The following is a 23723-nucleotide window of genomic DNA, read 5'->3' as shown; positions in this document are numbered from 1 at the left end:
CATCGGAGGCAGTGAGGGCGGATCCGGGAGGGGCGATCGATATCGCCCCGTCCTTTACATCGACTGGCGTTCAGCAGGTTGAAAAAACGCCCGCTGATGAGCCATACATCCAGCGCATCAGTGAATTGCGACCGCTGATGCCCAGCTTGATCGCCGCGCGGCGCTGGTAACTGCCCACGGTATTGACCTTGAGTGCGAGCCGCTCGGCCTGCTCAAGCGCAGTATGGCCGGCGAGCAGTCCCAGGCACACCTGGGTTTCGCGTTCGGATAACGTCAGTCCTGTTTCGCGCAGTCGTTCCTGAAAGCGCTTTTCAATGCTTTCCGGCTTTTTAGGCTCGATGCCGGGCATTGCCGATTGCAGGGCATTGACATGTTTTTCAAGTATCGAAAACAGCAGAGGAGAAATATCGCCTAGTTGCCGGCGTTCCTTTTCTGAAAATTCGTGCGCGGGAAGCGCCCGAAATACCGTTATTTTACAGCTAAAGCTTTCCGAGGCCTGATCAGGGTAAAGATGAATCGAGTCACTGAGCAACAGCGTGCCCCGTGATGACGTCACGGTCTCGTTAAAGACCGTTAGTGCGGCGGCAGGCGGTGTTTGCCAGGGCTGAGGCAGGGAGGAAAGGTGCGTGGCATCTACCGCAAGCTGAGTGTCGATCAGTTTGTGGAACATACTGGAAAAATTCCCGCTACCGATGCTGGCTATGGCCCTGCCAATCTGCGGAAGTAGTGTGTTAGGCATGTAGTCATCCATGAATTTAAAACTGCTGACAATGGTGTAGACGCTGTAAGCATGGCGCGGTCACATCAACTTGGACGTTGGCGTTTCCGGCACGAAATCAGCGTTAGATGCTCGCTAGAGCACCGCCAGTGAAGTACAGCAAAGACTATCGTCCTGAGGTTACCTAAATACTTCACTATCAGAAAGAGTGATGGTTATCGGTCGGACGGTGGGCAAGGAGGGGGCAGGAAACGGTCGGGCGAACCAGTGTCAGCTCGTATCGCCTGATGTTGTGACGGGAAGTAGGGAGTGAAAAAGATCCCCGCGCATGTGCACATAAAGTTGCGACATGGCGGGAAATACCGTTTGGCATGCGTCTATTTTCCGATCATGAACCGGGTCACCAGGCGCGTAAGTCGTCCGTAAGGTGCCGAGACCTTGTCGGACATGTTGAAACGACCGAGCTTGAGAACCCCGCGGGCGTGGGACAGACGAACGAAGCCCTCGTAGCCGTGATAGGCCCCGGTGCCGCTGTCGCCGACACCGCCAAAAGGCAGGTCATCCTGAGTCGCGTGCAGCATGGTGCCATTGATGGTCACGCCGCCGGACCGCGTGCGGTTCAGCACCCGGTCTACAGAGGTCTGATCGTTGGAAAAGCAATAAAGGGCCAGCGGTGCCGGGCGCGCGTTGATAAAGGCGATGGCTTCATCCAGCGACTCATACGCGAGGATCGGTAGCAGCGGTCCGAAAATCTCTTCGCACATGACATCTGCTTGCAGGGACACCTGGGTGAGTGCCATCGGTGCGATCTTGCGTTCGCCCGCCGTCGCAGGCGCATTGTGTTGCCATGCCTTGGCCCCCGTCGCGACGGCCTGGCTGGCCATCGCGATAAGCCGGTCATAGTGGCGCTGGGAGATGATCGAGGTGTAGTCCGGATTGCCATCGAGGGTCGGGTAAAGTTTTTTTGCCGCAGCCAGCCACTCGCTGGCAAAGCTGTCCACCTGTTCGCGCGGCACGAGCACATAGTCAGGTGCTACGCAGGTCTGACCGGCGTTGAACAGTTTGCCGATAGCGATCATCCGCGCGGCTTTACCGATAGAAAAATCGTCGCACACCACCACTGGAGACTTGCCGCCCAGCTCCAGTGTGACCGGTGTCAGATTGCGTGCCGCCGCCGCCATGACCTGGCGGCCCACGTGGGTCGAGCCGGTAAACAGCAGATGGTTAAAAGGCAGCTCACTGAACTGGCCCGCCAGCGTGGCGTCGCCAGTGACCACGACAACCTGTTCAGCCGGGAATGCTTCGCCCAGCAGTTGCTTGAGCAGCTCGGAGGTTCGGGGTGTCAGTTCCGAAGGCTTGATCATTACCCGGTTACCCGCAGCCAGCGCCTCTATCAAGGGCACCAGTGTCAGCGTCAGCGGATAGTTCCACGGGGCCAGAATGCCGACGACGCCCAGCGGGTGATAAACCACCCGGGCTGTGGCGGGCCTGAAAGCAATACCCGCCTTGCGCCTGGAGGGGCGCATCCACGCCTTGAGGTGCGCGCGGATGTGCTTGATGCCGTTGACCACCGGCATCAATTCACCGAGCCGGGTTTCGTCGAACGAGCGGTTGCCGAAGTCTGCGCTGACCGCCTCGAGCAACCTGTCCTGATTATCGCTGACCATACGCAGAACGGCGTTGAGGTCTGCGATTCGTTGATCGAAGGAAGGCGCACCCTGGGCGAGGAATGCAGCCTGCTGTGCCTCGAACAGTTCGGTTAGCCCGGCCGCGTGGAACGTCGTGGCTGGCGGAACCCTGGCGGGTTGATTCATGACGCTGCTCCTGTGGCTGCGTGGTTTTTATAGGGGTTGCATGACGGCAGATGGAATCTGCCGCAACTGCAGACGCGTCAGCAGTGGTGTGTATTTCCTGGCTCACGTAACCGTATAGGACCCTGACCGGCCGATGGAGGGGCGAACCGGCCGGTTAACGTGGTCCAAACGGCCAACCTGCATGCCACTCATTGCTCGCCATGCGCGGGTTCGGACGCCAGGCGATCCAGATGACTGACGATCATCGCCGCCACCATCGCGCAGGTTTTCGCGGGCTCCAGCGGTTCATCGAACAACAACTCGATGGTCGCGTGAATCATTTCCACCGCGACGCGGGCAACCATGGCGATGCGCTCGGGATCGGCGTCTGGAAAAGCACTGCCAATGATCGCCGCCTGGGCCTGGGAAACCCTGCGGTGTGAGTCGAGCCGTACATGCTCCAGCGCGGGAACCGCCCGCAGTGCCTTGAGCGTCCACATGCCACCCAGTGTGGCGTCAGTGACCCGGTAGGTATCCAGAATCAGCTCGGCGAGTGCCTTTTCCAGCGCCTGTGGCGTGCCTGCGATCAGCTCGGGGGTGATCCAGTGATCGATCCGCTCGTTCTGTTTCTCGAGCAGACGTTCGCCCAGCACCGTCAACAGCGCGTACTTGTTGGGGAAATAGCGATACAGCGCGGGCGGCGTGAGGCCGGCCCGTTCGCATACCAGATTGGTCGACAAGCGCTCTATGCCGACCTCGCACAGGGTATTTGCCGTGGCGACCAGGATGCGTTCGTAGGTTTCGGTAGCACGCTGCTGCGCGGGCAGCTTCTTGCGTTCAACGCTTTTCCCGGCGATCTGCTCGGGAAGGATTTCGGTTTTCAGCCTGGCCATAAATACCTGTCAAGAAAAGTGGGGCGCCAGCATGAGGATCAAAAAACAGTTGCTGCACGATAAAATGATAGCTATAACTATCGTGTAGCGATGACTATCATAACTGAAGCGTCGTTATTGTGACGGTCTGTCAAAACAAAAAATAAAAAAGGTGACGCTATGAACGTACGGCAGTGGCTTTTCCTCTCTTCGGTTCTGATGTGCTCCACCGGCATTCATGCTGCTGCCGGACCGCTCGAGGCCAAGGGCCTTTGGCTGACGGCGGAAAAGGACGCGGTGGTCAGACTTGACGACTGCGCAGACAAGGCCGGCGCTATCTGCGGGCAGATTGTCTGGGTCAAGGATGCGGCCTCGACGTCGAGTGATTGCGGCGTACAGATTCTGCAGCTGACCCGCTACGACCAGGACGCCTGGCGCGATGGCTGGGTGTACGACCCGCGTGATCAGAAAAAATATAAGGGCGCCGTTCGAGTCAAGGACGGACGCCTCAATGTAAGGGCTTTTGTCGGCACCGAAGTTCTCGGCAAGACAGAGCAATTCGAGCGAATCGCAACACTGCCTCCTGCCCCGGTTTGCAAATCGTAAATCCGGCACTTTAGCGTGGGAGAGAATCATGCGCACTTATACAACCCGTTATGTAATGGCTGCAGCCCTGTGCTCCGCAGCAGGCCCGACGCTGGCCATCGCCGATGAAATGTCGAGCTACGCAGTGGATGTTACCGCCAAGGTCAGCTCGGACATTCGTACCCGCGGGATTTCCGATTCGCTGAATCGCCCCGGGGCCAAAGTGACCATTCAGGTCGCCCATGAAACAGGCCTGGTGGCGCTGGCCGAATTTACCACGGTCAGCAAGAAACAGTTCCTTGATGGCGACGGCGCGGGTGTACTGCTGGCTGGCGGCTATCGCTTCGGCGATCCGGATGCCTGGCACTACGGCGTCGGGCTTGCGGCCGAGATGTTTCCCGGGGCTCAGTTCAAGGCGCCGAACCGGTTCGATTTCGAGACGTTCACGCCAGGTGAAGAGCACTCGACCAATTACAACAGCCAGTTTGCCGTGCTTGAAATCGGTTACGGCGCGCTCGAAGGGCGAATCGCCCGGGTCCTCTCGAAAAACTACCGGGGCGCCAACAGCGGCGGGGTGTGTGGCGCGCAATTGCAGTTCCGCGATGACCCGACCAAAGGCCTCGATTGCTATGCCAAGGGTGACCGCAATTCCCGAGGCAGCATGCTCTATGACCTCGACTACAAATACGCGCTGGGCATCAACACCAACCTGAAGCTGCACGCCGGCTACCAACAGATCGAAAACTTCTCGGAAGCCGACTTTGCCGATTATGGCGCAGGTCTGGTCCACCACTGGTGGGGCTTCGACTGGGGGCTTGACTGGGTGACGACCAAGACCAGAGCGCGCGAGCTGTATATGGCCGAGGACGACGGACATGTGCGCACCACGGACGGCAGTCGCTGGGTAGCGTCGATTTCCCGCACATTCTGAGTAGACCTTTATGACTTCGCTTTTCATTTCCCGGACGCCTGAGGCGGCTACCGGCCTGGAGCAACTCGTCCTCGCGATCGACCTGGGAACGTCCGGCTGCAAATGCGCACTGGTCTCCATGGAAGGAGACATCCGCGCCTGGGCGTTTCACGGCGTACCGCTGCACGTCAGTGGTCTGAGTGCCGAGCAGGAACCCGAGGACTGGTGGAACGCGTTTATGCTCGGTGCCCACGAATTGCTGGCAGCCGACCCGCTCAGGCGTCGGCAGGTGGTGGCTGTGTGTTGCTCGACGCAAAGCGAAGGCACGGTCTGTGTCGATCGCGAGGGGACCGCGATTGGCCGGGCGCTGCTGTGGCTGGACAAACGCGGCGCCGACTCGATCAAAAAACGTATGGGCGGAGGCTGGTGCAATCTGGGCGGCTACGGGCCGCTCAAACTCTGGAAATCGCTGCGACTGACCGGCGGGGTAGCGTCGCTGTCGGGCATGGACTCGGCCGGGCACATGGCCTACATCCTTGACCACGACCCGGCAAGGTATGACAAGACGCACAAGTTTCTGAATGTGCTCGACTACATGAACATGCGCCTGTCGGGGCGCTTCTGCGCCACAGGTGACTCGATGCTGACCGCCTGGGTGACCGACAATCGCGATCCTCATCACATCCGTTACGACGCCAGCCTGATCAGGGCACTGGGTATCGACGCAGGCAAACTGCCTGAGCTGGTGGGCTCGACGGAAGTCATCGGCACCTTGAAGCCCGAGCTTGCCGATGCGCTGGGGCTGCTTCGATCCACACCCGTGGTTGCGGGTGCCGTGGACACCTCGGCAGTCGCGGTTGGCGCCACCGTGCGCGACTTCGCTCCGCATCTTTATCTGGGCACCTCTTCGTGGGTCGGCGCTCACGTGCCGTTCAAGAAATCCAGCGTACGCCATCACATCGCTGCAGTACCCAGTGCGGTCAAGGGCCGGTATCTGGCGATGGCCATGCAATCGGCTGCAGGTGCCAATCTGTCGTTTCTGCGCGACAAGGTGCTGTATCACCCGGACGAGTTGTTGAGCGATGAGCAGCAGCCTGACGTGTACGCCTTGCTGGACCGTATCGCCGCCCGAGTTCCACCGGGCTCGCGGGGGCTGATCTACACGCCCTGGCTGTGTGGCGAGCGCTCTCCGGTAGGTGATCCGAGCCTGCGTGCCGGCCTGATCAACCTGAAACTGGAGCATTCGCGGGAAGACATCATTCGGGCCTTCATGGAAGGCGTCGCGCACAACACGCGCTGGATGCTGGAACCGTTCTCGCAGTTTATCGGCCAGTCGCGCGGAGTCATCGTCGCCACCGGGGGCGGAGCGCAATCGGATGTGTGGTGCCAGATCATGGCCGATGTCTGCGGGCGGGTCATTCAGCAGCCGCATAACCCGATTCAAACCAACGCACGCGGTGCGGCCTTCATTGCTGCGGTAGCGCTCGAAAAACTGCAGTTCAACGATCTGCCGGCCCTGCAACGGCCGCATCGGCTGTACGAACCTTCCGAATCAACCCGAAACCTGTATGACGATCGCTTCGCCACGTTCAAGGAAGTCCGCAAGCGTCTGGCGCCGCTCTATCGCAGGTTGAACCCATCGCAGGAGACGGCACCATGAGCAATGTTCAACAGCAGATCGTCGACCTGTCGCGGCATCTGTCACGCCGCGGCTTCTTTGCCGCAACCGGCGGCAACCTTGCGCTGCGTATCGACGCATTGCACATCGCGGTCACTCCGTCGGCCACCGACTACTTCAGCATGCGGCCAGAGGACGTCTGCGTATTGCGACTCAAGGACCTCAAGCAGCTGTCGGGCGAACGTTCGCCCTCGGTTGAAAGCGAGCTGCACGCGAAAGTCCTGCGCAGTCGCCCGGACGTTAATTGCAGCATTCATACCCATCAACCATTGGCCAGCGCCTGCACATTGTTCGGCAAATCGCTGGACGTACCTTACCCGCCGCTATGGCAATCGCTAGGGCGGCGGATTCAGCTGGTGGGTTATGCACCATCCGGTTCCGGCTGGCTGGCGGGCAAGCTGGAAAAGACCATCCGGCCTGACCAGAACGCCTACCTGATGCGCAATCACGGCGTTCTGTGTTGTGGCCCGGACATAGAAACCACCCTGAAGCGCCTGGAAGACCTGGAAACATTCTGTCGTGACCATCTTCTCAACCAGATCAAAGCCAACAGCCGTGGCAAACCCGAATCACGCGTTGCAATAGCACGCCTGATCGACGCCCTGACCAGTGCCGGCTCGCACGCCCTCAGCCCTCAGACTTTTTCAGAGACTCAATCATGAACAGACCTCTCGACCCCGCCAACATCCCTGACATTCCGGCATCGGCCGTGTCGCAATGGCCCGATGTCGACTCACTCTATCGCCGCTTCGATGAGCTGGTGAAACAGCCGATTCGCCCGATCAAGCGCGACGCGATGAACAAAATCATGGGCTATTTCGACGAGCGCTGCCAAGGCTCTAAGCGGCTTTCCGAGGCAGCCAAAAAGGTCATACCGGGGGGCGTGCAACACAACCTGGCGTTCAACTATCCGTTCCCGCTGGCCTTCGCCCAGGCCCACGGTGCGCACCTGACCGACGTTGATGGCAATCGCTACACCGACTTCCTGCAGGCAGGTGGACCGACGTTGCTGGGCTCCAATCACCCGGCCATTCGCGAACAGGTTGACCGGATTCTCGACGAATGCGGGCCGGTGACCGGCTTGCTGCATGAATACGAGGTCAAACTGGCGGAACTGGTCTGCGAATTGATGCCGGGTGTAGACATGCTGCGCTTGTTGGGCTCGGGCACCGAAGCGGTCATGGCCGCAGTTCGTCTGGCCCGTGCCTATACCCGCAAGAAATGGGTGATCAAGATCGGCGGCGCCTACCACGGCTGGAGCGACCAGTTGGTCTATGGCATGCGTTTGCCGGGCACCGGGCGCATGGAGGCGGTGGGGATCCCCCGAGGCGCCACCGCGAACACTCAGGAAAGCCCGCCCAACAATCTCGATGCATTGCGCCGCAGGCTGCAAATCAATCGTCTGCGTGGTGGCACCGCAGCCATTATGGTCGAACCTTTTGGCCCGGAAAGCGGTACGCGTCCGGTGCACGCCGACTTCAACCGACAACTGCGCGCGCTGTGCAACGAATTCGATGCCCTGCTGATCTTCGACGAAGTGGTCACCGGATTTCGCGCCGGTCTGGGCGGCGCACAGGCTTACTTCAATGTCATGCCGGACATCACGGTATTGGGCAAATGCCTGACCGGGGGCTACCCCATGGCGGGTGCCATTGGCGGGCGCCGGGACGTAATGCAACTGCTTGCCGGTGGCATCGGCACATCCTCGCGACGGGCGTTCGTCGGCGGTACGCTGTCGGCCAATCCGTTGTCATGCGTCGCTGGCTATTACGCACTGGTCGAAGCCCGCCGCCTGAACGCGCCGGCGCTGGCGGGAAGGGCGGGCGACCGCATGCGCGCAGGACTGGAAGAGATCATCAACCGGCGCGGCTTGCCCTATGTGGCGTACAACATGGGCTCCATTGTTCACCTGCAGACGTCCGGCGTCCTGCTGCTCGATACCGGCAACCCGCTCAAGCTGCTCAGGGCGCGCAATGAAGCCAAGACCCGCAAGCACATGATGGAAGAGATGGGCGCCGCGTATACCGCTCACGGCCTGATCACGTTGGCCGGCAGCCGTTTGTACACCAGCCTGGCTGACACCGACGATGTCATCGACGACGCGCTCGAACGCTTCGACGCTGTCTTTCAACTGGTGTGAGGTGAGCAGCATGCGCGATTCACTTCGACAGCAGTGGTTTGATCTGCGTGAACGCCTGATGGGCCAGGTGGACTCGCACAGCAGTGTTTCGTTGCGATTGCCGGGCGAACAGAGCATGTGGCTGGGCAAACTCGATGACCTGGCGCCGCAGGTGGTTGATTGCAACGACTCGGCAGCGGACGACGGACAGACGCACGCGGCGATCTACCGGGCCCGGGCTGACGTCGGCGCCGTTCTGCTTGGCGGCGGTGCCTTTGCCAAAAGCCTGGTGGATTTTGGCGGAGTCCTGCCGATTCTATTTGATGAGCAGGCACGCCATATAGGTCATATGGCCACGCCCGCCAGTTCCGAACAACCGCTGGTACGCCTGTTGAAGCGCGGGGGAAATGCTGCGGTGATCAACAGCACCCCGGTGGTGATGGGCACTACAGGGGCGCGAATGGTCCTCAATGCAGAGTTGTTCGAGAAATGCGCCAAGGCCTATACGCTGGCCAAGGCATGCGGCACGCACCTTACGTTACTGCCCTGGTGGGTGGTGCTGGTGGCCAACGGAAGGCTGATGAAAGACGAGAAGCGGGCGGCGCAGTGTTTTGCCGAAGGCCGGATTCCGCCCGAAACCCGCGGTTACTGAAACTTCCGAAGAGGCGCATGCCATGCAAACGTCGTCCGCTGTAACTCGCAGGCACCTGAGTGCCGCCTTGGCACTGGGCTCTGTCGCAGTGCTGATGGTAGGGCTGCAACCGTTGCTTCTTGGCGAGTTACTGGCGCAAGACCATGTATCACTGGAAGGTGTCGGGCTGGTCGCGATGGGTGAAATCGTCGCGCTGGGGCTCGGTGTGGTGCTGGGCGATCTGCTGCGGTCGGTGCTCAACCTGCGCCTGCTGACAGTCATCGCCATCCTGTGCGCTGCCGGAATGGATCTGGTCACCGCCAATGTCACCGGCGATGGGCCGTTGACCGCGGCACGTGCGCTGGCGGGGCTGGCCGAGGGCCTGCTGTTATGGGGCGCCGTCAGCCTTATCGTTCAGGGGCCGGCGCCGGACCGGGTGGCAGGGGTGTTCATGGTCGTGCAGACGCTAGCCCAGGCACTGATGGCCGCCGCGCTTGCGTACCTGATACTGCCTGATCGTAGCGTGCATGCAGGGTTCGTGTTTCTGGGAATGCTGACCGCAAGCTCGGTGCTGTTCGTTGTCTGGCTACCTGGACGCTTGCCGCAGCAGCCTGACAGGCAGCCGGATACAGCAGGTTTCAGATGGAACCTGAAGCAAGTGCTGCTGCTGATGCTGGTGTTCATGCAGCTCTCGGCCGTTGGCGGGTTGTGGGCGTATCTGGAACCGTTGGGCATCCACGCGGGGCTGGGCGCTCATGCGGCGCAATTGCTGGTGTCCGCGATGTTGTTCATGCAAGTGCTGGGCGGCTGCCTGGGCATTCTGCTGGTACGCAGGGTGCCTGATTACTCGATATTGGCCATCGCAGCGTTTCTCCTGGCCGGCATTGCATTGGGCATGTACATAACGGCCGATCAGGGGATTAACGTATTTCTGGGCCTGTGCGCGTTGTTTGCCCTGATCTACCTGATGTTGACGCCGTTTCAGGTACGCATTGCGCTTCAAATCGATCCCTCGGGACGCATCGCAGGGCTCATTCCCGGCATGCAATTGCTGGGCTGCGCCTTCGGGCCGCTGCTTGCGTCGCAGTGGGTATCGGGCGACAACGCTCAACCGGTGCTGCTGGTCAGCGTCTGGCTGTCGGTATCGGCTTTGTGCCTGATAGCGCTGCTGCACCGGCGGGCAGTTGATAGAAGGGTTGGGGTTGTGGGCGGGGTTTGATTGGCAGCGTACGTAACAGTAACCGTAGTAGCCGATTCACCCATCCCGACAGGCTTTGTTTCGGAAAACGTACAAACAGGACACGCAGGACGCTTTTTCAGCGCTCATTTGTCGTCTGGGTGAATCGCCCGGATGCAGCGCGGATCAACGTGTTGCGGGCTGACAGCCCCGATTTCACGCAGCGGCGATGGGCTTTTTGAAAAAAAGAGCGTGGACTCGGGATATAACACTAATTAGAATCAGTCTCATTTGGCGCATCCCATCGCTCAAGGCTTTTGACATGACTCAAGCAGCGACGCTATCACAGCAGACCTTGCATTCCCTGTACCGCGATCATCATGGCTGGCTGGAAAGCTGGCTGCGCAGACGCATGGGCAATGCCTGGGATGCTGCTGACCTGAGTCAGGATACGTTCCTGCGCGTGCTCTCCAGCTCCCAGCAGATCGCCGATATGCAGGAGCCGCGTGCCTACCTGCTGACCGTGGGCAAGCGCCTGCTGAGTAATTTTTACACTCGCCGCAGCCTTGAACAGGCTTATCTGGAAGCACTGGCGCAGTTGCCTGAAGAAAGCGTGCCGTCGCCGGAGCAGCGCTGGCTGCTGCTCGAAACCCTGCAGGCGCTGGACGAGTTGCTCGATGGCCTGTCGGCAGTGGTGCGCCGGGCGTTTCTCTGGAGTCAGCTCGAGGGGCTGGGCTATCGGGAAATCGCTGAACGCCTGAGCGTTTCCGAACGCACCGTCAAACGCTATATGGCGCAAGCCTACGAGCATTGTCTGTTGGTGGACTGGTGATTCGCCCGGCACCTTCGAACGAAGAACGCGAGGTCGTACGCAAAGCGGCGCAGTGGCTGGCGCTTCTCGAGTCCGGCGGTGCCAGCGATGAAGATCACGCCATGCTGCAACATTGGCGTGACAGTTCCGCCAGTCATGAGCGCGCCTGGCAAAAGGCCCAACAACTGCGTCAGCGTTTTTTCGGTCTGCCTGCCAACCTGGCCATGGCGACGCTTGATCGTCCTGACAAGGCCAGGCGCGCGACGCTAAAAAGAGCGTTGGGCGCCGTGACACTGGTCCCCGCAGTCTGGCTGCTGGGGCGTCAATTGCCGCTGGATGTCTGGCGTGCCGACCTGCAAACCGCAGTCGGCGAGCACAAGCGCCTGTCGCTGGCCGATGGCAGCACCTTGCAACTGAATACCGACAGTGCGGTGAACGTGGATATGGGCGCCCGGGCAATCACCCTTGTGCGGGGCGAAATATCCCTCAAGGTGCCTGGCAGCGCGCCGCTGACCATCCACGGTCCTTACGGCCGTATCGTGGTCGGTCGGAGCGAAGTCTGTGTGCGTCTCAACGCCAGCGACTGCCGGGTCTCGGTCGTCAGCGGCACGGTGCAGCTTTACCCTCTGCGCGGGCCGGTGCTGGCCTTGAATGCGCAGCAGCAGGTCACTCTGAAGCAGAGCGGCATCGGTCCTGTCAGTGCCTTCGACGCCTTGCTGCCTGGCTGGCGCGACGATGTACTGACCGCGCAGAACCAGCCGCTGGGCGATTTCCTGCGCGAGCTGGGTCGCTACCGTCCGGGCCTGCTGCGCTGGGAGCCTGCGCTGGAAAACCTTCGGGTGACCGGCAGTTTCAGGCTCGACAATACCGACCGCGTACTGTCCTTGCTGGCGGCCAGTCTGCCGGTGGACGTGCAGATGCGTACCCGTTACTGGGTGACCCTGGTGCCTCGAAAAAACATTTCGACAAAAAATAGTGCGTAACGCTGTCCCTTTTTTTTGTCTCGCTGGTCATTCCAGGTAAGTGCACAAAAAATACGAGAGCTTCCCTCTATGTCCGCAGTGTCTTCCTACCGTTTGCGTCCGCTTTTGCATTTCAGCCTGTTGCTGACGTTGAGTTCCAGTCCGTTGTTCATCTCGACCAGTTGGGCAGAAACGTCGGGTAGACGTGCCTATGAGGTGCCGGCCGGCAGCCTGAGTGCCGCGCTCACCCGTTTCGCTGGGCAGGCCGGGGTCAATCTGTCGGTAGACCCTGCACTGGTGAACGGCCGAAACAGTTCGGGGTTGTCCGGCGAGTTCGCGGTCGAGGAAGGGTTTGCGCGCCTGCTGCAAGGTTCCGGCCTGCAGCTGATGCCCGTCGGGGAGCAGGCTTACACGCTGATCCCGGCACCTGACAGCGCCAGCGCAGGTTTGCAACTCGCCCCCACGTCGATCGTTGGCGACAGCGGTGTCACGGACGGTCAGGATTACGCGGGCGGTCAGGTAGCACGCAAAGGCTCGCAGGGCATGCTGGGTTCCCGGGACTTCATGGAAACGCCATTCAGCATGACCACCTACACCAAGGACGCGGTGAAAAACCAGCAGGCCCGAACCCTTGGCGATCTGATCGCCAGTGACCCGTCAGTGCGCGCCACCAACCCCGCAGGCGGGCGCTACGAGCAGTTCACCATTCGCGGCTTCAGCCTGTTCAACAGCGACGTTTCCTACAACGGCCTGTACGGCATCCTGCCCACTTACACGATCGACATGGAAATGGCCGAACGGGTGGACATCCTCAAGGGACCGAGCCAGTTGATCAACGGCATTTCGCCGCGAGGCAGTGTCGGCGGAGGGATCAACGTGGTCCCCAAGCGCGCGACGGATAAACCGATCACCGAGCTCACCACCAGCTACGCCTCCAAGGGGCAGGTGGGTGCCGCAGTCGACGTAGCCCGTCGGTTTGGCGAAGACGACAAGTTCGGGATTCGTTTCAACGGCGTGAAGCAGTCCGGCGACACTGAATGGGATCATCAGAGCGTCGATCGCGACATGGCCGTTTTGGGCCTGGATTTCCGCGGCGACCGTCTGCGTCTGTCGACTGACATCGGGCACACCGAACGCGACACTGATGCTCCGCAGGAACGCGTGCAGGTCGGTGCCAACGCGAAGGTGCCCAACGCCAACGATGTGCGCGACAACTACGCGCAGTCCTGGAGCAAGGCGCGCACCAAGGATACCTTCGGCGCAGTGAATGCCGAATATGACCTCAGCGACTCGGTGATGCTGTACGGCGGTGTCGGCGCGCGCAAAAGTAACCATGACTTCCTGCGCCATGCGGTATCGGTCACCAACGACGCGGGTGACTTCAGCGTTCAACCGCGCGATTTCACCCGTGACGAAAATGTGCGCACCGCCACTGCCGGCGCACGCAGCTGGTTCAACACCGGGCCGGTCAGCCATGAGGTCAATCTGGCTGCCAGCTATTTCTACATGGACTTTGAAAACGGTGGTGCACGCTACGCGGCAGCGCCGAGCAATCTTTACAACCCGGTCGACACGCCGACACCTTCGAACCCCACGCGAGCCGACTCCAAGGTTTACACCGAGAACCGCTTCAGCGGTGTGGCGCTGACTGACACGCTAGGATTTTTCGAGGACCGTCTGCTGCTGACACTCGGTGCCCGCTGGCAGCGTGTCAAGGTTGATGACTGGACCGATGACGTGAAAGGCGACACCGCCTACGACGAGGAAAAGGTCTCACCGTCAGGCGGCATTCTGTACAAGGTGACCGACGACTTTTCGGTGTACGCCAACTACATGGAAGGCCTGAGCCAGGGCAAGATCGCTCCGTCGACCTCGGTGAACGAAGACCAGATCTTCCCGCCGTTCGTCAGTCGTCAGGTCGAGGTCGGCGCCAAGTACGACCTGGGTTCATTTGCTTTCACCGCCAGCGTATTCCGGATCAAACAACCGGCCTACGAGACCAATACCAGCTCCCGTGTGTTCGGCCCGAACGGCAAGCGCCGTAACGACGGTGTCGAGCTGACCATGTTCGGTGAGCCGATGAAGGGTTTCCGCCTGCTGGGCGGGGTGATGTACATCGACAGCGAACTGACCAATACCGTCAACGGCACATTCGACGGCAACCGCGCACCGGCCACCCCCAAGTACAACGTCAATCTGGGCGCCGAATGGGACGTCCCGGGCGTCAACGGCCTGACCCTGACCGGGCGAGGCATCTACACCGGTTCGCAGTACCTGGATCAGGCGAACAGCAAAAGCATCGATTCATCGGAGCGTTTCGACGTAGGGGCGCGGTATGCCTTCAAGGTCGATCAGAAGGACATCACGCTGCGGGCCAATGTCGAGAACGTGATGAACAAGTACTACTGGAGTTCGGCAGGCGCGTCGGATGACAGCGAGCCGGGGCTGACCCTGTCGACGCCGCGCACCTATCTGTTGTCGGCCACCATCGGTTTCTGAGTCGATACGTGACGCCCAGGGAAGGGCTCACGTGCATAGCGAACGACCGGCAGTCCTCATCGAGGGATAACCTGTGTGCAGCATTAAATAATCAACGTCAACACGGCGACACAACAGTTTGTTATTTAGATAGGCTGTTTTGTCATAACGCCAAAATAATAAATGGCCACTTTCGGTAGTGGCACATTGAGTCATACCGATTAATCCTGTCGGTATAGCTGTGTGCCTTATTCATTATCAGGTGCCTAGAAAAGTTCATTTAAATTTCATCTTTGTTTTCGAAATATTGGGTTGCACTTTTAGGTAAATGATAATAATTTGCATCCGGAAATCCAGCGAGGACTTACAGATGTTGAATAATGGCTTATTGCACTCTACTACGTCGCAGAAAACCAATGCCAACTATCTGGACAGGCAGAGCAAGTTTGAATCGAATGTAAGAAGTTACCCGCGCAAGTTGCCACTGGCGATCGCCAAGGCTCATGGCGTGTGGGTCACGGATGTTGAAGGCACTACGTACCTGGACTGCCTGGCCGGCGCCGGAACATTGGCATTGGGCCACAATCACGAAGCCATCATGGCCAGCCTCGACAGCTTCCTGACCTCGGGTATGCCGATGCACACCCTTGATCTGACCACTGCGGTCAAGGACGCCTTCAGCGAAACGTTGCTGAGTCTGCTGCCAGGACAGGGGCGTGATTACTGCCTGCAATTCTGTGGTCCGTCCGGGGCCGATGCGGTCGAAGCCGCGATCAAGCTGGCCAAGACCGCCACTGGCCGGCATAACATCATCAGCTTTTCCGGCGCCTACCACGGCATGACCCACGGTGCCCTGGCGCTGACCGGCAATACCGCGCCAAAAAACGCCGTCGCTAACCTGATGCCCGGTGTGCAGTTCCTGCCGTACCCCCATGAATACCGTTGCCCGCTGGGCATTGGCGGCGAGGCCGGCACCGAAGCGCTGAGTTACTACTTCACCCAGTTCATCGAAGACGTGGAAAGCGGTGTGTCGCTCCCGGCGGCGGTGATTCTGGAAGCGGTGCAGGGCGAGGGCGGTGTCAATCCGGCGCCTGCGGCATGGCTGCGGCAGATTCGCGAAGTCACGCGCAAGCACGGCATTCTGCTGATTCTGGATGAAGTGCAGGCCGGCTTTGGCCGTACCGGCAAGATGTTTGCCTTCGAACACGCGGAGATCGAACCCGACGTCATCGTCATGTCCAAGGCGGTCGGCGGCGGTCTGCCGTTGGCAGTGCTGGGTTTCAAACGCGAGTTCGACGCCTGGTCCCCAGGCAATCATGCCGGCACCTTTCGCGGCAACCAGATGGCCATGGCCACCGGCCTGGCGACCCTTGAAGTGCTGCAACGACAGAACCTCGCTGGCCAGGCCGCAAAACGTGGCGACTGGCTCAAGGAACAGCTCGGCCTGTTGCAACAACGTTATCCGGCGATTGGCAATGTGCGCGGCCGCGGCCTGATGCTGGGCATCGAGATTGTCGATGAGCGCAAACCGGCGGACCGCCTCGGCAGCCTGCCGATGGACCCGGATCTGGCTGTCGCCATTCAGCAGCATTGTTTCAAACAGGGGTTGTTACTTGAGCGCGGTGGTCGAAATGGCAACGTCATTCGCTTATTGCCGCCGTTGATCATTACCGAAGAGCAATGCCAATTGGTGATCCAGCGTTTTGAACAAGCGCTCAAGGCGGCACTGTCCCAGCTACGTAAATAAAAGCTATGTAATAAGCAGGGCATAAACGGCCCACCATCGTGACACTGATATCACGATTGAAACAACACCCGCACACAACGTTTGGCTGGGCGAACTTATCGCACCTCGATAGCTCGATTGTTGTGCCGCAAGCGATAAATCAACGTTTGTTGCGACGTCATTTAAACGGTCAGCGTAAAAGCGACTGTGGAGCAGACATGACTAATACCGATCGCACCGTCTTATCAAACATGGTGAGCGAGTTGGCAACCACTCGCGCGTTACTCAATTGCCTGATCAAGGAATTCGCACTGCCGGAAGAGTGCCTGCATTACACCTGGCCTGAAGGCATGCAAGGCATAGCGCCTGGCAGTTTCGTCGATGGCGGACAATGGAAGGGCATTCCGCTCACCATCAGCTTGCCCAATCAGCAGCAGTTCTTTGTCCTGGTGGACCGCCGCGATCACCTGGGCAGCCATCGCTACCTTTCCGATGTCTACGCACGTCAGGGGCAGGGCACCTGGCGCTGTCTGGCGTTCGCCGAATTCGCCCGGCAACTGCTGACCGCCTGTGAGCACATGACCCGTGCCAGCAATGACGAGCTGCTGGACCAGGTCCTGCAAAGCCAGCACCTGACTGCCGCCATCGTTGCCCATAACATGACCGGCCAGCACCCGGCGCCGCTCAGCGGCTATCTGGCCAGTGAGCAGGGTTTGTGGTTCGGCCACCCCAACCATCCGGCGCCCAAGGCGCGCCTGTGGCCTGAGCATCTGGCGCAGGAGACCTACGCCCCGGAGTTTCAGGCGCAGACTGCGCTGCATCTGTTCGAAGTGCCGCTGGAAGGGCTGCGAATCACCTCCAACGGCTTGAGCGACGCCGAGGTGATGGCAGGCTTCGCTGACCAGTCGCGGGCCCGGCCCGGGCATGCGCTGATCTGCATGCATCCGGTACAGGCGCAACTGTTCATGCAGGACCGCCGCGTGCAAAGGCTGCTTGAGCTGGGGGATATATCGGACCTGGGTGCCAGTGGGCTGCTGGCCAGCCCGACGGCGTCGATGCGCACCTGGTACATCGAGGGGCACGACTACTTCATCAAGGGCTCGCTGAATGTACGAATCACCAACTGCGTGAGGAAAAACGCGTGGTATGAACTGGAAAGCACGTTGATCATCGACGAACTGTTCCAGCGCCTGCAGCAAACCCGCCCGGAAACCCTCGGCGGGCTGTCTACAGTCGCCGAACCCGGCTCGATGAGCTGGGCTCCCAAAAGCGTGAGCGAGGCGGATGGTCACTGGTTTCGCGAGCAGACCGGCGCCATTCTGCGAGAAAACTTCTGCCGCCGCTCCGGCGCCGATTGCAGCGTGATGGCGGGCACACTGTTCGCCCGTGATCTGCGTTCACGGCCGTTGGTGCACGACTTCCTCGAGCGCTTCAATGGTGGGGAGCTTGAGGACCAGCACCTGCTGGACTGGTTCGATGAGTACCAGGCCTTGCTGCTGAGCCCGGTCATGGCGTTGTTCTTCAACCATGGCATCGTGATGGAGCCGCATTTGCAGAATGCAGTGCTGATTCACGATAACGGACGCCCGCAACAGCTGCTGTTGCGCGACTTCGAAGGCGTCAAGCTCACCGAAGAGTTGGGCATCAAGGCAATTCAGGTGGGGCTGCACCCGAGAATTCGCCAGTCGTTGCTCTACAGCCGCGAGCAGGGCTGGAACCGCATTACCTATTGCCTGCTGATCAACAACCTGTCCGAGGCGGTGCTGGCCTTGAGCTGGGAGCGTCCGCACCTGGCACCACTGATGTGGCAGCGCGTCGAGCGACAATTGCAGCGTATTCGTGACGAACTGGTACTGCCTGCGCCCGAGCTGGACGCGCTGATCGCAGGCCAGTCGATTGCCTGCAAGACCAACCTCAAGGTCCGGCTCGCTGCCAAGGCCGATCGCGAAGCCAACTATGTGCGTCTTGCGTCGCCGTGGGCCACGGAGGCACGTTATGCATAAGGTGCCGCAAACCGTACTGGCGGCCATCAAGGAGGCTCAAGCGCTGGAAACCGATCCGCTGGCGGCCTTTGTCTACGATCTGGACGCGTTGCAGCAGCATGTCAGTGAGGTCATGGCGGCGCTGCCTGCAGGTGTCGAGCTGTATTACGCGATCAAGGCCAACAGCGAGGCGCTGATGCTGGAAACCCTGGCCCCGCTGGTCAGTGGCTTTGAAATTTCCTCTGGGGGCGAGATCGAGCGGGTGATGGCCTGTCCGACACGCAAGCCCTACGTGTTCTCGGGCCCGGGCAAACTCGATTCCGATCTGCGCTCGGCGTTGCTGCACAAGGTTGAAGCCATCCACCTGGAGAGCCTCAACGAAATCGCGCGTCTGCAACAGCTCGCAGAACAAGCGGGGCGCGTGCAGCCGGTGTTCCTGCGCATCAACCCGCAACTGCCCGCTGCGCAGTCGAGCAGGCTGGCGATGGCCGGGACCGCGACACCGTTCGGCATTGACGAAGCCGATCTGGCCGAGGCGGTCAGACGCGTGGACAACGCCAGCCACCTGACGCTCAAGGGCTTCCATGTACACGCCATGTCGCATCAGATGTCGGTCGAACGTCATGAGCAGTTGCTCGATTTCTACCTGCAGCGCTGGCAGGAATGGAAGGCTCTGGCCCGCGACCCAGGCCAGCTCACCCATTTCAACGTCGGCGGCGGTATTGGCGTCGATTACCTCAACAGTCAGCAGTTCGACTGGCAGCGGCTGTGCCGTTATCTGGAAAAACGCCTGGGCGAGCAGCACGATGCGCCGATCCTGCGCTTCGAGCCGGGACGCTTCATCAGTGCCTATTGCGGCTATTACGCCATCGAGGTGCTGGACAGCAAAACCAGCCACGGCGAGCATTTTCTGGTCTGCCGCGGCGGTACTCACCAGTTTCGCCTGCCGGTCGCGCAAAGCCATGACCATCCGGTTATCCACTTGCCGACTGCGCCGCAAAGCACTGATTCGTCAGAGCAGGCTTACAACATTGTCGGGCAGCTGTGCACGCCCAAGGACGTACTGAGCCGTCGCCAGCTACTCAAAGGTGTGAACATTGGTGATCTGCTGGTCCTGCCTTTGGCGGGGGCGTATGGCTACAACATCTCCCACGCCGACTTTCTCTGCCATCCAAGACCGTCACAGCACTTCGTGCGCAACGGTGAACGGGTTCGCCAATGAGTTTCAACGTCCCACGCCGCTGGGTGGTGTTCAACGTGCTGCTCGGTACGCTGACGGTCAGCCTGAGCAATAGTTCGCTCAACCCTGCGCTGCCCACCTTCATGGAAGCGTTCAGGATCGGCCCGCTGCTGGCCACCTGGATTGTCGCCGGGTTCATGACCAGCATGGGCATGACCATGCCGCTGACCAGCTTCCTCAGTCAGCGCATCGGACGCAAACGCCTGTACCTGTGGGGTGTGGCGCTGTTCATTGGCGGTTCGCTGTTGGGCGCGCTGGCCGACTCTATCGCACTGGTGATCAGCGCACGGGTGGTACAGGGCATTGCCAGCGGGCTGATGATCCCGTTGTCGCTGGCGATCATCTTCTCGGTGTATGAAAAGCACGAACGGGGCAGGGTGACCGGGCTCTGGAGCGCAGCAGTGATGCTCGCACCGGCGCTTGGTCCGCTGTGTGGCAGCCTGATGCTGGAGTGGTTCAGCTGGCGCTCGCTGTTCCTCATGAATGTGCCCATCGGCCTGCTGGCACTGCTGCTGGGCGTCGGCGTGCTGCCGGACTCCGAGCCTGCCGAGCGCAAACCGTTCGACCTGATCGGCTACCTGCTGGTGGCGTCTGGCATTGGCTTGCTGATGATCGCCATCAGCCGCATGCACCATGCTCAGGCGCTGCTCGATCCGGTCAATCAGGCCATGGTGCTGGTCGCAGTGGCCTGCCTGGTTGCGTTCGTCCGCGTCGAGTTGAGTCGCCAGGCACCGCTGCTGAATCTGCGCCTGTTCAACCTGCGCGGTTATCGTCTGAGCGTGATCATCGCCGTGGTGCAATCGGTCGGCATGTTCGAGTGTCTGGTGCTGTTGCCGCTGCTGGTGCAGAGCGTGCTGGGCTACAACCCGATCTGGACCGGCCTGGCGCTGCTGTGTACCGCCAGCTTCGCGAGCCTGTTGGGCCAGTGGGGCGGCAAGGCGCTGGACCGCCATGGGCCCCGCACCGTCGTCGCCGTCGGCCTGCTGTTGACCGGTGTTTCGACTCTGGCGCTGGGCATGCTCAAGGCAGATGCCGCAATCGGCGTGGTGTTCGTACTGATGATGATTCGTGGCGCCGGCCTCGGGCTCTCCTACATGCCGGTGACCACGGCGGGGCTCAATGCCTTGCCCGAGCCGATGGTCACTCAGGGCGCTGCGATGAACAACATTTCCCGGCGTCTGGTCGCGTCGCTGGCCATCGTCATCGCATCGCTGTGGCTGGAGTTTCGCCTCAACACCGCGGGACCGGCCGCCACGCCCTCGGCCATCAGCGAAGTGTTCATCGCCACCGGCCTGCTGATCCTGCTGGCACTGCCCTGTGCCTGGCGTTTCCCCCTTAACGACGAGCGCGCCGAGGCCCAGCCCGACGCGGTCGAACCCCGATAATTTTTCGTTCGAGGTATGAACATGGCTACCCCTTTACCGCTGCAACGTAACGCCGCTTCGACAACGACAACGACGGGTACTGGTGCCTGGCTGGCCGACGTCAGCGCCGAGCGCTATCAGCAAGTGCAACGCCGCGTGATCGGCCAACTGCTGCAAACCCTGCTGTACGAGGCGGCGCTGCCTTACCGCTGTGAGCCGCTGGATGATCATCGGCATCATTTTGCAGTGGCCGTCAGTGGCGGTGTGGAATACCACTGCGAGGGCCTGCTGAGCACCAGCTTTGAGCTGATCCGCCTCGATCACGCCACGCTTGAGCGGGTGGACAGTGCCGGCGAACGCAGCGTGCCGGATCTGCATCTGGCGTTGACCGAGCTGCTCAGCCCGTTCAAGGACAGCCCGCACCTGACGCGCTTCATCCAGGAAATCGAGCAGACCCAGCTCAAGGACTTGCAGGCGCGTAATCAGGGTTATCAGCCCGCCAGGCCTGCGCATCAGCTGGATGTCGACGCGCTTGAGCAGCATTTCATGGATGCCCACAGCTACCACCCATGTTACAAGTCGCGGATCGGCTTTTCCCTGGCTGACAACCGCCACTACGGACCAGAATTTGCCACGCCTTTCGCGGTAGTCTGGCTGGCCGTGGCGAAATCGAGCGCCTCGGTCGGCCACTCGCGGAGCATGGATTTTCAGGCGTTCATTCGTCAGGAGCTGGGCACACAACGCTGGCAGGAAATAACTCGAGACCTGGTCGCGCAGGGCAAGTCCATCGACGACTATCAACTGATGCCGGTGCATCCGTGGCAGTGGGATAACGTCACGGTGTCGACCTTCTACCCGGAACTGGCAAGCGGCGAGCTGATTTACCTGGGTACTTCGACCGATAGCTACAAGGCTCAGCAGTCGATTCGCACGCTGGCCAACGCCAGTCAGCCACAGCGCCCTTACGTCAAGCTGGCGATGAGCATGACCAATACCTCCAGCACACGCATCCTGGCGCGCCACACGGTGTTGAACGGCCCGATCATCACCGATTGGCTGCACCAGTTGATCGCAACCGACAGCACCGCTCAAGCGCTGGATTTCGTGATTCTCGGTGAGGTGGCGGGGGTGAGTTTCGATTACCGCCATCTGCCGGAATCACGTTCGACGCAGACCTACGGCACGCTGGGTGCCATCTGGCGGGAAAGCCTGCATCAGTACCTCCGGGACGACGAGCAGGCGGTGCCGTTCAACGGCCTCAGCCATGTAGAAAACCGTTACGGTGATGGCCAGCAGACGCCGTTCATAGATGCTTGGGTCAGCCAGTACGGGCTCAAGGAATGGACCCGGCAACTGCTGCAGGTCACGGTGCCGCCGATCATTCACATGCTCTATGCCGAAGGCATCGGCATGGAGTCCCACGGCCAGAACATCGTGCTGATCGTCAAGCAGGGCTGGCCGCAGCGCATCGCCCTCAAGGACTTCCATGACGGCGTGCGTTATTCACCTGCGCACCTCGGACGTCCCGAACTGTGCCCGGAGTTGGTTCCGCTGCCCGCCAGCCATGCAAAACTCAACCGCAACTCGTTCATCATCACCGATGACGTCAACGCGGTGCGCGATTTCTCCTGTGACTGTTTCTTCTTCATCTGCCTGGCTGAAATGGCGATTTTCCTGCGTCAGCAATACCAGCTGGACGAAGCGCTGTTCTGGCAGATGACCGCCGACGTCATTCTCGACTATCAGCGTGCTCACCCGCAGCACCGCGACCGTTTCGGGCTGTTTGACGTGTTTGCGCCATCGTACGAAGTGGAAGAGCTGACCAAGCGTCGACTGCTGGGGGATGGCGAGCGTCGCTTCCGCTCGGTACCGAACCCACTGCACACCTACAGGCCGCAATGATGCTGAGGACCAATGCGCTCAAAAGCAGAATTGCCGACGGACAGCCGGCACACGGGGTGATCAGTTCGATCCCGGCCCCGGCCGCCATCGAGTTGATCGCCGAGGCCGGGTTCGACTTCGTGATCATCGACATGGAACACGTGCTGATCAACCCGGAAACCGTGGAAAACATGATCCGTGTGGCAGAGAGCTACGACCTCACACCACTGGTACGGGTCGCCGATCTCAACCCGAAAACCCTGCTGCGCCTGCTCGATGGCGGCGCGCAGGGCATCGTCTTGCCGATGATCGAGAGCCCCGAGCAACTGGCCGATGCGATTGCCGCCTGCAAATACCACCCGCTAGGTCGTCGCAGCCTTAATGCCGGACGTCCCGGCTCGTTCGGCAAGCACAGCCTGGCGCAGTACGTGGAGGCCGCCAATCAACAGATCATGGTGGTGGCGATGATCGAAAGCGCCGAAGGCGTACGCCGTGCCGCCGAGATCGCCAGCGTGCCGGGGCTGGACATGATTCTTGAAGGCGCTGCAGACCTGTCGCAGTCACTGGGCATGCCCTGGCAGATCGATCAACCAGATGTACAAAACGCGTTGCTTGCAACCTGGCAAGCCGCCCATGCGGCGGGCGTCGCCTATTGCGCGATCCCTCGTCAACCCGGTGACGCTGCCCGCTGGCAGGCTCGCGGGGTCAACACCTTTGTCCTCGGGGATGAGCGTGGCATTGCCTTTCGCGCGCTTCAGGCCCGCCTGGCTCAACATTCAGCAGAAGGAAAATAACC

Annotated in this window: 19 protein-coding genes; 16 read left to right on the top strand and 3 right to left on the bottom strand. The window is 60.5% G+C overall.

Features of this window, described 5'->3' with window-relative positions; genetic code table 11:
* Positions 1–70: 70 nt before the first annotated feature.
* From LIX91_RS22445 to LIX91_RS22435, 3 genes are all read right to left on the bottom strand, one after another.
* A complete protein-coding gene (locus LIX91_RS22445; protein WP_032698894.1) occupies positions 71–739 on the bottom strand; it encodes a helix-turn-helix transcriptional regulator in 669 nt (222 codons plus the stop codon).
* Between the two features lie 356 nt (positions 740–1095).
* A complete protein-coding gene (locus tag LIX91_RS22440; protein WP_226489187.1) occupies positions 1096–2532 on the bottom strand; it encodes a coniferyl aldehyde dehydrogenase in 1437 nt (478 codons plus the stop codon).
* 188 nt (positions 2533–2720) lie between these two features.
* Entirely contained in the window at positions 2721–3404 is a 684-nt protein-coding gene (locus tag LIX91_RS22435) for a TetR/AcrR family transcriptional regulator (RefSeq protein WP_003410462.1), read from the bottom strand.
* 159 nt (positions 3405–3563) lie between these two features.
* On the opposite strand from LIX91_RS22435, the gene LIX91_RS22430 reads away from it, so the two are divergent.
* The 16 genes from LIX91_RS22430 to LIX91_RS22355 all read left to right on the top strand — a co-directional run bounded on the left by LIX91_RS22430 (position 3564) and on the right by LIX91_RS22355 (position 23721).
* Entirely contained in the window at positions 3564–3989 is a 426-nt protein-coding gene (locus tag LIX91_RS22430; protein ID WP_003416677.1) for a DUF2147 domain-containing protein, read from the top strand.
* Between the two features lie 28 nt (positions 3990–4017).
* Positions 4018–4899 (top strand): TorF family putative porin, encoded by an 882-nt coding sequence (locus tag LIX91_RS22425; RefSeq protein ID WP_046235580.1) that lies wholly within the window; start codon positions 4018–4020, stop codon positions 4897–4899.
* A gap of 10 nt (positions 4900–4909) precedes the next feature.
* The gene (locus LIX91_RS22420; protein WP_003416682.1) at positions 4910–6538 is read left to right on the top strand and encodes a xylulokinase; all 1629 of its coding nucleotides are present in this window, start codon (positions 4910–4912) and stop codon (positions 6536–6538) included.
* The gene (locus LIX91_RS22415) at positions 6535–7218 is read left to right on the top strand and encodes a class II aldolase/adducin family protein (protein ID WP_003416683.1); all 684 of its coding nucleotides are present in this window, start codon (positions 6535–6537) and stop codon (positions 7216–7218) included. The genes LIX91_RS22420 and LIX91_RS22415 overlap by 4 nt, the downstream gene beginning before the upstream one ends.
* A complete protein-coding gene (locus LIX91_RS22410; protein ID WP_003410468.1) occupies positions 7215–8696 on the top strand; it encodes an aspartate aminotransferase family protein in 1482 nt (493 codons plus the stop codon). Before LIX91_RS22415 ends, LIX91_RS22410 begins: the two co-directional genes overlap by 4 nt.
* A 10-nt stretch (positions 8697–8706) precedes the next feature.
* Complete coding sequence (locus tag LIX91_RS22405; RefSeq protein ID WP_226489186.1) at positions 8707–9327, top strand: hypothetical protein; 621 nt, start codon at positions 8707–8709, stop codon at positions 9325–9327.
* 22 nt (positions 9328–9349) lie between these two features.
* A complete protein-coding gene (locus tag LIX91_RS22400; protein ID WP_226489185.1) occupies positions 9350–10525 on the top strand; it encodes an MFS transporter in 1176 nt (391 codons plus the stop codon).
* A 280-nt stretch (positions 10526–10805) separates the two neighbouring features.
* Positions 10806–11315 (top strand): sigma-70 family RNA polymerase sigma factor, encoded by a 510-nt coding sequence (locus tag LIX91_RS22395; protein ID WP_003318943.1) that lies wholly within the window; start codon positions 10806–10808, stop codon positions 11313–11315.
* Positions 11312–12277 (top strand): FecR domain-containing protein, encoded by a 966-nt coding sequence (locus LIX91_RS22390; protein WP_032661730.1) that lies wholly within the window; start codon positions 11312–11314, stop codon positions 12275–12277. Before LIX91_RS22395 ends, LIX91_RS22390 begins: the two co-directional genes overlap by 4 nt.
* A 69-nt stretch (positions 12278–12346) precedes the next feature.
* Complete coding sequence (locus tag LIX91_RS22385; RefSeq protein WP_103695810.1) at positions 12347–14755, top strand: TonB-dependent receptor; 2409 nt, start codon at positions 12347–12349, stop codon at positions 14753–14755.
* 349 nt (positions 14756–15104) lie between these two features.
* Positions 15105–16481, top strand: coding sequence for a diaminobutyrate--2-oxoglutarate transaminase (locus tag LIX91_RS22380; protein ID WP_003416699.1), 1377 nt, complete (start codon positions 15105–15107; stop codon positions 16479–16481).
* A 197-nt stretch (positions 16482–16678) separates the two neighbouring features.
* A complete protein-coding gene (locus LIX91_RS22375; RefSeq protein WP_226489184.1) occupies positions 16679–18463 on the top strand; it encodes an IucA/IucC family protein in 1785 nt (594 codons plus the stop codon).
* Complete coding sequence (locus LIX91_RS22370) at positions 18456–19664, top strand: type III PLP-dependent enzyme (RefSeq protein ID WP_226489183.1); 1209 nt, start codon at positions 18456–18458, stop codon at positions 19662–19664. The genes LIX91_RS22375 and LIX91_RS22370 overlap by 8 nt, the downstream gene beginning before the upstream one ends.
* The gene (locus tag LIX91_RS22365; RefSeq protein WP_226489182.1) at positions 19661–21067 is read left to right on the top strand and encodes a DHA2 family efflux MFS transporter permease subunit; all 1407 of its coding nucleotides are present in this window, start codon (positions 19661–19663) and stop codon (positions 21065–21067) included. The genes LIX91_RS22370 and LIX91_RS22365 overlap by 4 nt, the downstream gene beginning before the upstream one ends.
* Before the next feature lie 21 nt (positions 21068–21088).
* Positions 21089–22948: an IucA/IucC family protein gene (locus tag LIX91_RS22360; protein ID WP_103695813.1), complete on the top strand. Its 1860-nt coding sequence runs from the start codon at positions 21089–21091 to the stop codon at positions 22946–22948.
* Positions 22948–23721 carry an HpcH/HpaI aldolase family protein gene (locus LIX91_RS22355; protein WP_003416706.1) on the top strand — a complete coding sequence of 258 codons (774 nt, stop codon included), beginning with the start codon at positions 22948–22950 and terminating at the stop codon, positions 23719–23721. Before LIX91_RS22360 ends, LIX91_RS22355 begins: the two co-directional genes overlap by 1 nt.
* Positions 23722–23723 lie beyond the last annotated feature (2 nt).

The organism is Pseudomonas sp. B20, assembly GCF_020515755.1.
In the GTDB taxonomy this organism is placed as follows: domain Bacteria; phylum Pseudomonadota; class Gammaproteobacteria; order Pseudomonadales; family Pseudomonadaceae; genus Aquipseudomonas; species Aquipseudomonas syringae.
The sequence above is the reverse complement of the archived record's forward strand: the minus strand, read 5'-3'. Positions and strand labels throughout refer to the sequence as shown.

Excerpts from the sequence above, each read along its gene's own strand:
- LIX91_RS22445 (WP_032698894.1), bottom strand. The coding sequence starts at position 739 with ATGCCTAACACACTACTTCCGCAGATTGGCAGGGCCATAGCCAGCATC.
- LIX91_RS22440 (WP_226489187.1), bottom strand. The coding sequence starts at position 2,532 with ATGAATCAACCCGCCAGGGTTCCGCCAGCCACGACGTTCCACGCGGCC.
- LIX91_RS22435 (WP_003410462.1), bottom strand. The coding sequence starts at position 3,404 with ATGGCCAGGCTGAAAACCGAAATCCTTCCCGAGCAGATCGCCGGGAAA.
- LIX91_RS22430 (WP_003416677.1), top strand. The coding sequence starts at position 3,564 with ATGAACGTACGGCAGTGGCTTTTCCTCTCTTCGGTTCTGATGTGCTCC.
- LIX91_RS22425 (WP_046235580.1), top strand. The coding sequence starts at position 4,018 with ATGCGCACTTATACAACCCGTTATGTAATGGCTGCAGCCCTGTGCTCC.
- LIX91_RS22420 (WP_003416682.1), top strand. The coding sequence starts at position 4,910 with ATGACTTCGCTTTTCATTTCCCGGACGCCTGAGGCGGCTACCGGCCTG.
- LIX91_RS22415 (WP_003416683.1), top strand. The coding sequence starts at position 6,535 with ATGAGCAATGTTCAACAGCAGATCGTCGACCTGTCGCGGCATCTGTCA.
- LIX91_RS22410 (WP_003410468.1), top strand. The coding sequence starts at position 7,215 with ATGAACAGACCTCTCGACCCCGCCAACATCCCTGACATTCCGGCATCG.
- LIX91_RS22405 (WP_226489186.1), top strand. The coding sequence starts at position 8,707 with ATGCGCGATTCACTTCGACAGCAGTGGTTTGATCTGCGTGAACGCCTG.
- LIX91_RS22400 (WP_226489185.1), top strand. The coding sequence starts at position 9,350 with ATGCAAACGTCGTCCGCTGTAACTCGCAGGCACCTGAGTGCCGCCTTG.
- LIX91_RS22395 (WP_003318943.1), top strand. The coding sequence starts at position 10,806 with ATGACTCAAGCAGCGACGCTATCACAGCAGACCTTGCATTCCCTGTAC.
- LIX91_RS22385 (WP_103695810.1), top strand. The coding sequence starts at position 12,347 with ATGTCCGCAGTGTCTTCCTACCGTTTGCGTCCGCTTTTGCATTTCAGC.
- LIX91_RS22380 (WP_003416699.1), top strand. The coding sequence starts at position 15,105 with ATGTTGAATAATGGCTTATTGCACTCTACTACGTCGCAGAAAACCAAT.
- LIX91_RS22375 (WP_226489184.1), top strand. The coding sequence starts at position 16,679 with ATGACTAATACCGATCGCACCGTCTTATCAAACATGGTGAGCGAGTTG.
- LIX91_RS22370 (WP_226489183.1), top strand. The coding sequence starts at position 18,456 with ATGCATAAGGTGCCGCAAACCGTACTGGCGGCCATCAAGGAGGCTCAA.
- LIX91_RS22365 (WP_226489182.1), top strand. The coding sequence starts at position 19,661 with ATGAGTTTCAACGTCCCACGCCGCTGGGTGGTGTTCAACGTGCTGCTC.
- LIX91_RS22360 (WP_103695813.1), top strand. The coding sequence starts at position 21,089 with ATGGCTACCCCTTTACCGCTGCAACGTAACGCCGCTTCGACAACGACA.
- LIX91_RS22355 (WP_003416706.1), top strand. The coding sequence starts at position 22,948 with ATGCTGAGGACCAATGCGCTCAAAAGCAGAATTGCCGACGGACAGCCG.